The sequence below is a fragment of the Streptomyces sp. NPDC086519 genome (genome assembly GCF_040686075.1).
Taxonomy (GTDB): domain Bacteria; phylum Actinomycetota; class Actinomycetes; order Streptomycetales; family Streptomycetaceae; genus Streptomyces; species Streptomyces shenzhenensis.
In genome coordinates this window covers 64,116-74,443 of record NZ_JBFBJL010000044.1, presented here as the reverse complement: position 1 = coordinate 74,443, position 10,328 = coordinate 64,116, and the positions used below count along the sequence as shown (strand labels likewise).

General features: G+C 71.5%; 10 protein-coding genes. 4 read left to right on the top strand and 6 right to left on the bottom strand.

Annotated features, from left to right (window positions below; translation table 11 throughout):
• Positions 1 to 119: 119 nt before the first annotated feature.
• Complete coding sequence (locus AB0P24_RS33030; RefSeq protein WP_365800488.1) at positions 120 to 1,403, bottom strand: adenylosuccinate synthase; 1,284 nt, start codon at positions 1,401 to 1,403, stop codon at positions 120 to 122.
• A 196-nt stretch (positions 1,404 to 1,599) separates the two neighbouring features.
• On the opposite strand from AB0P24_RS33030, the gene AB0P24_RS33025 reads away from it, so the two are divergent.
• On the top strand, positions 1,600 to 2,439 hold the full coding sequence (locus AB0P24_RS33025) for a diacylglycerol kinase (RefSeq protein ID WP_365800486.1): 840 nt from the start codon (positions 1,600 to 1,602) through the stop codon (positions 2,437 to 2,439).
• On the opposite strand, the gene AB0P24_RS33020 is transcribed toward AB0P24_RS33025, so the two are convergent.
• The 3 genes from AB0P24_RS33020 to AB0P24_RS33010 all read right to left on the bottom strand — a co-directional run bounded on the left by AB0P24_RS33020 (position 2,417) and on the right by AB0P24_RS33010 (position 4,957).
• Complete coding sequence (locus AB0P24_RS33020; protein WP_365800484.1) at positions 2,417 to 2,581, bottom strand: hypothetical protein; 165 nt, start codon at positions 2,579 to 2,581, stop codon at positions 2,417 to 2,419. The two genes, AB0P24_RS33025 and AB0P24_RS33020, sit on opposite strands and share 23 nt — an antisense overlap.
• 106 nt (positions 2,582 to 2,687) lie before the next feature.
• On the bottom strand, positions 2,688 to 3,578 hold the full coding sequence (eutC, locus tag AB0P24_RS33015; RefSeq protein WP_365800482.1) for an ethanolamine ammonia-lyase subunit EutC: 891 nt from the start codon (positions 3,576 to 3,578) through the stop codon (positions 2,688 to 2,690).
• On the bottom strand, positions 3,575 to 4,957 hold the full coding sequence (locus AB0P24_RS33010) for an ethanolamine ammonia-lyase subunit EutB (RefSeq protein ID WP_365800480.1): 1,383 nt from the start codon (positions 4,955 to 4,957) through the stop codon (positions 3,575 to 3,577). The genes eutC and AB0P24_RS33010 overlap by 4 nt, the downstream gene beginning before the upstream one ends.
• A gap of 160 nt (positions 4,958 to 5,117) precedes the next feature.
• Here AB0P24_RS33010 and AB0P24_RS33005 point away from each other — a divergent pair, with 160 nt between their 5' ends.
• Positions 5,118 to 6,632: an APC family permease gene (locus AB0P24_RS33005; RefSeq protein WP_365800478.1), complete on the top strand. Its 1,515-nt coding sequence runs from the start codon at positions 5,118 to 5,120 to the stop codon at positions 6,630 to 6,632.
• Positions 6,633 to 6,650: 18 nt separating this feature from the next.
• On the opposite strand, the gene AB0P24_RS33000 is transcribed toward AB0P24_RS33005, so the two are convergent.
• Positions 6,651 to 7,151, bottom strand: a complete 501-nt coding sequence (locus tag AB0P24_RS33000) for a MarR family transcriptional regulator (RefSeq protein ID WP_365800476.1) — start codon at positions 7,149 to 7,151, stop codon at positions 6,651 to 6,653.
• A 74-nt stretch (positions 7,152 to 7,225) separates the two neighbouring features.
• Between AB0P24_RS33000 and AB0P24_RS32995 the strand changes: the two genes are divergently transcribed.
• Positions 7,226 to 8,122 (top strand): ABC transporter ATP-binding protein, encoded by an 897-nt coding sequence (locus AB0P24_RS32995; RefSeq protein WP_365800474.1) that lies wholly within the window; start codon positions 7,226 to 7,228, stop codon positions 8,120 to 8,122.
• Positions 8,119 to 9,696 carry an ABC transporter permease gene (locus AB0P24_RS32990; protein WP_365800472.1) on the top strand — a complete coding sequence of 526 codons (1,578 nt, stop codon included), beginning with the start codon at positions 8,119 to 8,121 and terminating at the stop codon, positions 9,694 to 9,696. The genes AB0P24_RS32995 and AB0P24_RS32990 overlap by 4 nt, the downstream gene beginning before the upstream one ends.
• Positions 9,697 to 9,714: 18 nt before the next feature.
• Here AB0P24_RS32990 and AB0P24_RS32985 read toward each other — a convergent pair whose 3' ends face one another.
• Positions 9,715 to 10,311 (bottom strand): Uma2 family endonuclease, encoded by a 597-nt coding sequence (locus AB0P24_RS32985; RefSeq protein WP_365800496.1) that lies wholly within the window; start codon positions 10,309 to 10,311, stop codon positions 9,715 to 9,717.
• Positions 10,312 to 10,328 lie beyond the last annotated feature (17 nt).

Sequence of the window (10,328 nt, the reverse complement as noted above, 5' to 3'; positions counted from 1 at the left end):
CCCTCTCTTCCTCATTTGCCCCTCAGCGCCCTTTTGTTGGGGCGCTCAACCGGGGCGTCTAACCGCGGCGCCTACGTGGCACCGCGGGGGGCGGGCCCCCCCCCACCGCTGCGTCCCGCCTACAGGAACGAGTTGATCTCGATCGTCTCGTCGCGGCCCGGCCCCACGCCGATCGCGGAGATCGGGGCGCCGGACATCTCCTCCAGCGCCTTGACGTAGTTCTGGGCGTTCTTCGGCAGGTCCGAGAAGGACTTGGCCTTGGTGATGTCCTCGGACCAGCCGGGCAGCGTCTCGTAGATCGGCTTCGCGTGGTGGAAGTCGGTCTGGGAGTACGGGAGTTCCTCGACCCGCTTGCCGTCGATGTCGTAGGCGACGCAGACCGGGATCTGCTCCCAGCCGGTCAGCACGTCCAGCTTGGTGAGGAAGAAGTCGGTCAGGCCGTTCACGCGGGTCGCGTAGCGGGCGATGACGGCGTCGAACCAGCCGCAGCGGCGGTCCCGGCCCGTCGTCACACCCCGCTCGCCGCCGATCCGGCGCAGCGCGGCACCGTCCTCGTCGAAGAGCTCGGTCGGGAACGGACCGGCGCCGACGCGGGTCGTGTACGCCTTGAGGATGCCGATGACCCGGCCGATCTTCGTCGGGCCGACACCGGAGCCGGTGCAGGCACCGCCCGCGGTCGGGTTCGAGGACGTGACGAACGGATACGTGCCGTGGTCGATGTCCAGGAGCGTGCCCTGGCCGCCCTCGAAGAGGACGACCTTGTTCTGCTCCAGGGCCTGGTTGAGGACCAGGACCGTGTCGGCGACGTACGGAGCGAGCTTCTCCGCGTAGCCCAGCAGTTCCTCGACGACCTGCTCGGCGGCGATCGCGCGCCGGTTGTAGAGCTTGGTGAGCATCTGGTTCTTGGCGCCGAGGGCCGCCTCGACCTTCTGGGTCAGGATCGACTCGTCGTAGAGGTCCTGGACCCGGATGCCGACCCGGTTGATCTTGTCGGCGTAGGTCGGGCCGATGCCGCGCCCGGTCGTACCGATCTTCCGCTTTCCGAGGAAGCGTTCCGTCACCTTGTCGACGGTCACGTTGTACGGCGTGATGATGTGCGCGTTACCGCTGATGAGGAGCTTGGACGTGTCGACGCCACGCTCGTTCAGACCGCTCAGCTCGGAGAGCAGGACCGAGGGGTCGACGACGACACCGTTGCCGATGACCGGGACACACGTGGGTGAGAGGATTCCGGAAGGGAGGAGGTGGAGCGCATACTTCTGGTCGCCGACGACGACCGTGTGACCGGCGTTGTTGCCGCCCTGGTAGCGCACCACATAGTCGACGGAGCCGCCTAGCAGGTCCGTCGCCTTTCCCTTGCCTTCGTCACCCCACTGAGCACCGAGCAGCACAAGTGCGGGCACGCGCGTACACCCCTTCCGGGCGGGGCATGTCCAAGGTCAGGGGCGTACGCGTAAGGTTCGCGCCGCGTACCACCGCGACCGTCGTTGGCCGCGCAACCGTCGGACCGGATGCCCCGGAATAGACGAAGCCCCTGGCGCAATAGCGCAAGGGGCTCTTGCACAGTGATGCTACCCGAGGAAGCGAGGCACGACCGAGGTGGCGACATTCGCGACGTCCGATCAGCTGCTTGTGATCATCGATCCGGCGGCACGGGAAACGGACGGGGAATCCGTCCGGATCGCGAAAGACGTGCTCAGCGCGGGTGCGGCCACGAAGGTGTGCATGCCGGCGGGGCCCGAGGAATTCGCCCGTGTGCTGGCCCGCCGGGGCTCGCGGCGGCCGGTGGTCGTCGGCGACGACAGCGCCCTGGTCCGTGCGGTGAGCCTGCTGCACCGCCGCCGGGAGCTGGCCGGATGCGTGCTCTCCATGGTCCCGGTCGGGGGCGCGCTGAGCGTCGCGTACACGCTCGGGGTGCCCGCCGGTGCGGTGGCGGCGGCGCGGGCGGTCCTGGACGGCGTGGAGCGCCGGATGGACCTCCTGGTCGACGACAGCGACGGGGTGGTGCTGGGCGATCTGCGGATCCCGCCGGTGACGGCCTTGGCTCAGGTCACGGAGTCGGCGGCGGCGCGCGGGTGGCTGCGGCCGTACCAGCACCTCGTACGGTCCCTGTCGGCCGCCCGCCCGATGCCGGCCGTGCCCCGCCCGCCGACGCGGCTGCGGCTGGAGGTCGACGGCGAGACGGTGGTGGACCTGGACCAGCCGGTGGAGAACATCTCGGTGACCCCGGGCGGCCGCGACGGCCTCGCCGAGGTGGAGGTGCACCCCCTGTCGGTGGGCGCGGAGGCGACCCCGGTACGGGCCGCGGGCCGGACGGTCACGGTGACCGGCGCGGACTTCCGCTACCGGGCCGACGGCGGGGTGGCGGGGCCGGTGCGGCGGCGGACGTGGCGGGTGGTGGAGGGGGCCTGGGGGCTCACGGTGCCGGGGGCGTCTTAGTGGGGGCGCGGAAGCCGGTGGTGTCGAGGGTGCAGTCGAATGGCGCGGGCACCGGGAGCTTCTCGCCGAACGGCATGGTGCAGTGTGACTCGTAGCCCTCGGCCGAGGGCGTCCAGCAGACGGTGGCCTGCTCTTCCTGCATGTGGTGTCGAGCAGTTCCTCGAAGCTGTCGGGCTCGGTGCCGCTTGTCGTCGGTCGCTCGGTCATCAACGTCATGATGCGCCCCCGTGACGCAGACCAGCCACCACTCAGAGTATCCGGCCGGTCACATCTCCGTGATCGCTTTCGTCCTTCAGCTCCACCCCCGTCCGCCCGAGCTCCCGAGCCCTCCCCATCAGGCCCGCCAGCTTCTCCGCCGCCGCCTCGTAGCCGAGGCCTCGCGGCGGGCGGATGTTGCTCAGGCAGTTGCGGTCGGCGTCCGTCGTCACGCCCGGCACCGGCCGGTGGGTCAGGTACGCGCCCAGCGAGTCCGCCGCCGACATGCCGGGGCGTTCGCCGATGAGGACGACCACCAGGGCCGTGCCCATCGCGTGCGCGATGTCGTCGCCGAGGGCCACCCGGGCCTGCTCGGCCAGCACGACCGGGGCGATGCGCCAGTCGGCGAGGCGAGCCGCCGTCGCCCGCAGCACCGCCGCCGCGTGCTCGTGCACCGCCCGGCTGGACAGCCCGTCGGCGACCACGAAGACCGCGTCCCACTCCCCGCCGGCCGGCAGGTGCGCCCGGTCCACGGGGTTCAGCCGGCGGCCGAGGTCGGGGCGCTGGAGATAGGTCGGCCGGTCACCGGCCGCGCTGCGCACCCGTACCGTCGGCAGACCGGTCAGCCCCGCGGCGACCCTGTCCGGCTCGAACGGCGAGTGCACCGCGTCCCGGGCCGCGGCGTGGGCGGCCTGGAGGCCCAGGCGGTGCCGGGTCGGGAGGGCGGAGCCGGAGCGGCCGAGGCCGATCCGCGCCTGGGTGTGCCGCCGCAGCACCGTCCACAACTCGTCGAGGCCACCGGGGGCCTCGCCGGCCACCCCGACCGTGCCGGCCACGCCGACCGTGCCGGCCACGCCAGCCACGCCGGCCACGCCAGCCACATCGGCCACATCGGCCACATCGGCCACATCGATCATGTCCGCCACCCCAGTCACGTCGGTCATGCGGCCAGTTCCCTTCCGATCGCCGTCAGCGGGTGGCCGTCGGCCTCGCGCAGGCCGCCGTTCTCGTCCAGGAGCCCGATCGACTCCAGCCACGTCTCGAACTCCGGTGCCGGGCGCAGGCCGAGCACCTCTCGCAGGTAGAGCGCGTCGTGGTAGGAGGCGGACTGGTAGTTGAGCATGATGTCGTCGCCGCCCGGTGTGCAGATCACGAAGGAGGCGCCCGCGACGGCGAGCATGGTCAGCATGGTGGCGATGTCGTCGTCATCGGCGTCGGCGTGGTTCGTGTAGCAGATGTCCAGGCCCATCGGCAGGCCGAGGAGCTTGCCGCAGAAGTGGTCCTCCAGGGCGGCCCGGAGAATCTGGCGGCCGTCGTAGAGGTACTCGGGGCCGATGAAGCCGACGACGGTGTTGACCAGGAGCGGGCGGTAGCGGCGGGCGACCGCGTACGCCCGTGCCTCCACCGTCTGCTGGTCCACCCCGTGGTGCGCGTCCGCCGACAGCGCGCTGCCCTGCCCGGTCTCGAAGTACATGACGTTGTCGCCGACGGTTCCGCGGCCGAGCGCGAGCGCCGCCTCGTACGCCTCGTCGAGCAGGCCGAGGGTCACGCCGAAGGAGGCGTTCGCGGCCTGCGTTCCGGCGATGGACTGGAAGACCAGGTCGACCGGGGCGCCGCGCGCCATCAGGTCCACGCTCGTGGTGACGTGGCAGAGCACGCAGGACTGGGTGGGTATGGCGTAGCGGGTGATCACGCCGTCCAGGAGGTCCAGCAGGTCCCGTACCGCCTTCGGGCTGTCCGTCGCCGGGTTGATGCCGAGGACCGCGTCGCCGGAGCCGAGGAGGAGGCCGTCGAGGAGGGCGGCCGCGACGCCCGCGGGGTCGTCGGTGGGGTGGTTGGGCTGGAGGCGGGTGGCCAGCCGGCCGGGCAGCCCGATCGTGGAGCGGAACGCGGTGACCACCCGCACCTTGCGGGCGACGGCCACCAGGTCCGCGTTCCCCATCAGTTTGGACACGGCGGCGGCCATCTCCGGCGTGAGCCCCGGCGCCACCGCGGCCAGCGCCCCGGCGTCCGCCGTCAGCAGCCACTCCCGGAACTCGCCGACCGTCAGCCCGGCGACGGGTGCGAAGGCGGCCGCGTCGTGCGTGTCCAGGATCAGCCGGGTCACGTCGTCGTCCTCGTACGGGATCACCGGTTCGGTCAGGAAGGTCGCGAGCGGCACCTCGGCGAGCGCCCAGCGGGCCGCGACCCGCTCCCGCGCGCCGGCCGCGGCGAGACCGGCCAGCCGGTCGCCGGAGCGTTCGGGGCTCGCGGCGGCCAGCAGCCGGGCCAGGGAGCCGAAGCGGTGGCGTTCGCCGCCGAGGGTGGCCGTGTACGTGGTCATGGCGGCGACCGTACGAGCCGGGTGTTGCCGGCAGGTTGCGCCAGATTTCTAAAGGTCTGGTTGACAAACATTTAACGCCCCGAGGTCCTCGGCCGACTCATTCGGCCCACAGAGTTCCGGTCCAGTACAGCCGACGAACAGCAGGAGAGGGGCCACCCCGATGGCAGTGGACGAGGGAGTCGCCCCGGCGACCGGAACAGACGGCGGCGAGGGCACGGTTCACCGGCTCAAGCCCAACGCGATCGGTCTGCTCGGCGTGGTCTTCATGGCCGTCGCGACCGCCGCGCCGATCACCGCGATGACCGGCAACGTGCCCTTCATGGTGTCGTCCGGCAACGGCATCGGCGCCCCGGCGAGCTATCTCGTCGCAATGGTCGTGCTGGCGATCTTTTCCGTCGGCTTCACCTCGATGGCGAAGCACATCACCTCGACGGGCGCCTTCTACGGCTTCATCTCCTACGGTCTCGGCCGCACCGCGGGCCTGGCCTCGGGGCTGCTCGCCACCTTCGCGTACGTCGTCTTCGAACCGGCGCTGATCGGCATCTTCTCGGTCTTCGCCAACACGACGCTCAAGGACCAGACCGGCCTCGACGTCCCCTGGTGGGCGTTCGCGATCCTGATGCTCGCCATCAACGCGACCGGCACCTGGTTCGGCGTCAGCGTCGCCGAGAAGCTCCTCGTCGTCCTTCTCGGCACCGAGGTGACCGTCCTCGCGGCGATGGCGATCTCGGTCGCCCTGCACGGCGGCGGCCCGCACGGCTTCACCTTCGCCCCGGTCAACCCGGTCAACGCCTTCAAGGGCACGTCAGCCGGCCTCGGCCTCTTCTTCGCCTTCTGGTCCTGGGTCGGCTTCGAGTCGACGGCGATGTACGGCGAGGAGTCCCGCGACCCGAAGCGGATCATCCCCAAGGCGACGCTGATCTCGGTCCTCGGCGTCGGCGTCTTCTACGTCTTCGTCTCCTGGATGGCCATCACCGGCAACGGCGAGGCGGCGGCCGTGCGGGCGGCCTCCTCCGCGAACCCGCTCGCGCTCTTCTTCAACCCGACCGAGCACTACGTCGGCCACTGGGCGGTCGTCCTCATGCAGTGGCTGATGGTCACCGGCTCGCTCGCCTGCGGCATGGCCTTCCACAACTGCGCCGCCCGCTACATGTACGCGCTGGGCCGGGAGGGCGTCCTCCCCCCGCTCCAGCGCACCGTCGGCCGCACCCACGCCCGGCACGGCTCCCCGCACGTCGCGGGCCTGGTGCAGACGGTGATCTCCGCCGTCCTGATCGCCGCGTTCTGGATCGCCGGCAAGGACCCGTACAACGCCCTGTACGTCCTCCTCGCCATCCTCGGCACCATGGCGATCCTGGTCGTGCAGGCGGTCTGCTCGTTCGCGGTGCTGGTCTACTTCCGCCGCAACCACCCCGAGAGCCGGCACTGGTTCCGGACCTTCGCCGCCCCGCTCGTCGGCGGCATCGCGATGCTCGGCGTGGTCGCCCTGCTGATCTCGAACATGGGTGCCGCGGCCGGCACCGAGTCCGGCTCCCTGCTGCTGAAGGCGACACCGTGGCTGGTGGCGCTGGTGGCGGGCACCGGCATCGGCTACGCGCAGTACCTCAAGCGCCGGTCGCCGGAGCGGTACGCGCTGCTGGGGCGGACGGTGCTGGAGGAAACCAGGGAACGCTGAGCGCGGTTCCCCGCACCCCTACCGGGGCGCCTCGCCGAACCGCTTCTCGCGATGGACCCGCCAGCGCTCCATCATCTTCACGATCTCCTCGTCCACGAACTCGAAGAACGCCAGCGTCTCGGCCAGCCGCCGCCCCGCCGGGGTGTCGGGGCCGAGGCTGGCGACCCCCTCCCGCAGGGCGGCCTCCCAGCGCTTGATCACGGCTTCCCGGTTGGTCAGCGCCTCGTACCACTGGTCGCCGTGCACCCGGTACCGCTCCCGCCGCGAACCGGGCTCCCGCTCCCGCGCGATCATGTGCGTCATCGTCAGGTAACCCACCGCCCCGGACACCGCGGCGGGGCTGATCCGCAGCCGTTCACCCAGCTCGGCGGAGGTCAGCGCGCCCTCGTCCGAGGAGAGCAGCGCGGCGAAGACCCGGGCCGGCATGCGCTGCATGCCGGCCTCGACGAGCTGTGCCGCGAAGGACTCGACGAACTTCGACACGGCCTCCGCGTCCCGGCCACCGGCTGTTTCCGTCATGACCTCCACCCTATCCGAGCTTCACACACTTCCGTAACTTCACAATTTTCTGAAAGAAGCGTACGTTCGGAGTCATGACGAAGGCAATCACGGTCGCCGGGCTCCACAAGTCCTTCGGCCGCACTCATGCCCTGGACGGCCTCGACCTGGCCGTCGAGAGCGGCGAGGTGCACGGCTTCCTCGGTCCCAACGGCGCCGGGAAGTCGACCACGATCCGGGTGCTGCTCGGCCTGCTGCGCGCCGACTCGGGCGCCGCGCAGATCCTCGGCCGCGACCCCTGGACGGACGCCGTGGAGGTGCACCGCCGGATCGCCTACGTCCCCGGCGACGTGACCCTGTGGCGCAACCTCTCCGGCGGCGAGGTCATCGACCTCTACGGCCGCCTGCGCGGAGGCCTCGACGCCCGCCGCCGGGCCGACCTGCTCGACCGGTTCGAACTCGACCCGACGAAGAAGGGCCGTACGTACTCCAAGGGCAACCGGCAGAAGGTGGCCCTGGTGGCCGCCTTCGCCTCCGACGTCGACCTGCTGATCCTCGACGAGCCGACCACCGGCCTCGACCCCCTGATGGAGGAGGTCTTCCAGCGCTGCGTGGAGGAGGAGCGCGACCGGGGCCGGACGATCCTGCTGTCGTCCCACATCCTGAGCGAGGTCGAGGAGCTCTGCGACCGCGTCAGCATCATCCGGGGCGGCCGCACCGTCGAGGCCGGCTCCCTCGCCGACCTGCGCCACCTCACCCGCACCAGCGTGACCGCCGAACTCGCCGGTCCCCCCAACGGGCTGGCGCACCTCCCCGGCGTCCACGACCTGGACGTCCAGGGCCGCCGGATCCGTCTCCAGGTGGACAGCGACCAGCTCACCGCCGTACTCCGCGCGCTGTCCGAGACCGGCGTCCGCTCCCTCACCTCCACACCCCCGACCCTGGAGGAGCTCTTCCTCCGCCACTACCAGGACGAGGCGGCCGCGCGATGACGACCCTCTCCGGCCTCGCCGGCACCGGCACCCTGCTGCGCTTCGCGCTCCGCCGCGACCGCGTGACGACCCCGGTGTGGATCGCGGTGAACGCCCTGATGGTCCTCTCCATGCCGAGCACGCTGAAGAGCCTGTACGGCACGGTGGCCGAACGCGCCGACCTGCTCCGCCAGGTGCGGACCAACGCCTCCTTCCGCGCCCTGATCGGCCCGCTCTACGACACCTCGCTCGGCGGCCTGACGGCCTGGCGGGTGGGCGTGTTCGCAGGTCTCCTCGCGGCCGTGACCAGCCTGCTCATCGTCGTACGGCACACCCGCGACGAGGAGGAGAGCGGCCGCGCGGAACTCGTGGCGTCGGGCGCGGTGGGCCGCCGGGCGTCGCTGACCGCGGCCCTGCTGGCGGCGGCGGTCGCCAACGGGGTGGTGGCGCTGCTCATCACCGCGGGGCTGGCGGGTCAGGGCACGGCCGGTGCGGTCTCCTTGGGGCTCGGGCTGGCCGCGACCGGCATGGTCTTCGCGACGGCGGCGGCGATCGTCGCCCAGCTCACGGAGAGCGCCCGCCTGGCGCGGGGCCTGACGTCGGCCGTCCTGGGCGCGGCCTTCGTGCTCCGCGCGGCGGGCGACTCGGCGACAACCGACGGGGGGTCGGTGTGGACGTGGCTCTCCCCGCTGGGCTGGCTGGAGAACCTGCGCCCCTTCGCCGCCGAACGCTGGTGGGTGCTCCTGGTCTTCGCGGCGGCGGCGCTGCTTCAGGGTCTCGCGGCGTATGTGCTCGCGGGCCGCCGGGACCTCGGCATGAGCTTCTTCCCCACCCGCCCCGGCCCGGCCACCGGCCGCCTCGGCTCCGCCTCCGCCCTCGCCTGGCGGCTCCAGCGCGGCGGTGTGCTCGGCTGGTCGCTCGGCTTCTTCCTGGCCGGCGTGGTCTACGGCGGCCTGACGGACGGCGCGGCCGACATGGTGGGCGACAACCAGAACGCCCGCCAGATCTTCGAACGGATGGGCGGCCAGAGCGGGCTGACGGACGCGTTCCTCGCCTCGATGGTCGGCATGCTGGGCCTGATCGCCGCGCTGTACGTCGTGGCGTCGGTCCTGCGCCTGGACGCCGAGGAGACCTCGGGCCGCGCCGAGCCGCTCCTGTCCTGCCAGGTGAGCCGCCTGCGCTGGGCGGCCGGCCATCTGACGATCGCGTTCGCCGGCGCGGCCCTGATCATGCTGCTCGCCGGGGCGGGCTTCGCCGTCGGCTACGGCAGGCAGGTCGGCCCGATCCTGGCCGCCTGCCTGGTGCAGCTCCCGGCGGTCTGGGTGATCGGCGGGGTCGCGGTGCTCCTGTACGGCGTGGCTCCCCGCCTGGCCCCGGCCGCCTGGGGCGTGGCGGTGGCCGTCCTGCTGATCGGCTGGGTCGGCCCGGCGCTCGACGCCCCCCGACTCGTCCTGGACCTCTCCCCCTTCGGCCACCTGCCCAAGCTGCCGGGCGGGGAGATGGCGTGGGGGCCGGTGCTGGTCCTGCTGGCCCTGGCCACGGCACTGACGGCCACCGGCCTGGCGGGGCTGCGGCGCCGGGACCTGACGGGCTGACGGGCTGACGGCGGCCCCTCAACCGCAGTACTGCTTGAGTTCCTCGGTGTCGAGTTCGATGCCGACGGGGTCGGGGAGAGCGACCTTGCCTCCGAGCTTCACCACGTGGATGTCCCGGTATCCGTCCTCCGGGGCCGGGTCGCTGTGCACGAGGATCGACAGATTGTCACGGTCGATCAGCAGGTAGACGGGGATCCCGGCCTCGGCGTACGCCTGGGGCTTCTCCACACGGTCACGGTTGTGGGTGTCCGAGTCGTAGGAGGTGATCTCGACTGCCATCAACACGCCGGAAGGGTCGACCCAGTCCCCCAACCCGTTGAAGTGTCCGACTGGCGCGAGCACGGCGTCGGGCTTGGCACGGCCCCTGCGACACGCCTCGACCTTCAGCCCTTGACCCGTCGGGTTGAGGGTGAGGTCGGGCCGTGCTTGCTTGCAGTGGAAGACCAACCACATCGCGATCTCGCCGTGGCTGCCGTTCGTCACCTTCTTGACCCCGATCCGTCCGCCGATGAACTCGAAGCTGACGGTCTCGTCCATACGCTCGGCGAATTCGGCGATCCGCTCGAAAGTGTCCACTGACAACTGTGACGACGCGCGCTCTGCCATAACCGTCAGGGTGCCTCCCTTCGCAG

Bases quoted from the DNA above. Each gene is read 5' to 3' on its own strand.
- AB0P24_RS33020 (WP_365800484.1), bottom strand. From the start codon at position 2,581: ATGCAGGAAGAGCAGGCCACCGTCTGCTGGACGCCCTCGGCCGAGGGC.
- eutC (WP_365800482.1), bottom strand. From the start codon at position 3,578: ATGACCGACGTGACTGGGGTGGCGGACATGATCGATGTGGCCGATGTG.
- AB0P24_RS33010 (WP_365800480.1), bottom strand. From the start codon at position 4,957: ATGACCACGTACACGGCCACCCTCGGCGGCGAACGCCACCGCTTCGGC.
- AB0P24_RS33005 (WP_365800478.1), top strand. From the start codon at position 5,118: ATGGCAGTGGACGAGGGAGTCGCCCCGGCGACCGGAACAGACGGCGGC.
- AB0P24_RS33000 (WP_365800476.1), bottom strand. From the start codon at position 7,151: ATGACGGAAACAGCCGGTGGCCGGGACGCGGAGGCCGTGTCGAAGTTC.
- AB0P24_RS32995 (WP_365800474.1), top strand. From the start codon at position 7,226: ATGACGAAGGCAATCACGGTCGCCGGGCTCCACAAGTCCTTCGGCCGC.
- AB0P24_RS32990 (WP_365800472.1), top strand. From the start codon at position 8,119: ATGACGACCCTCTCCGGCCTCGCCGGCACCGGCACCCTGCTGCGCTTC.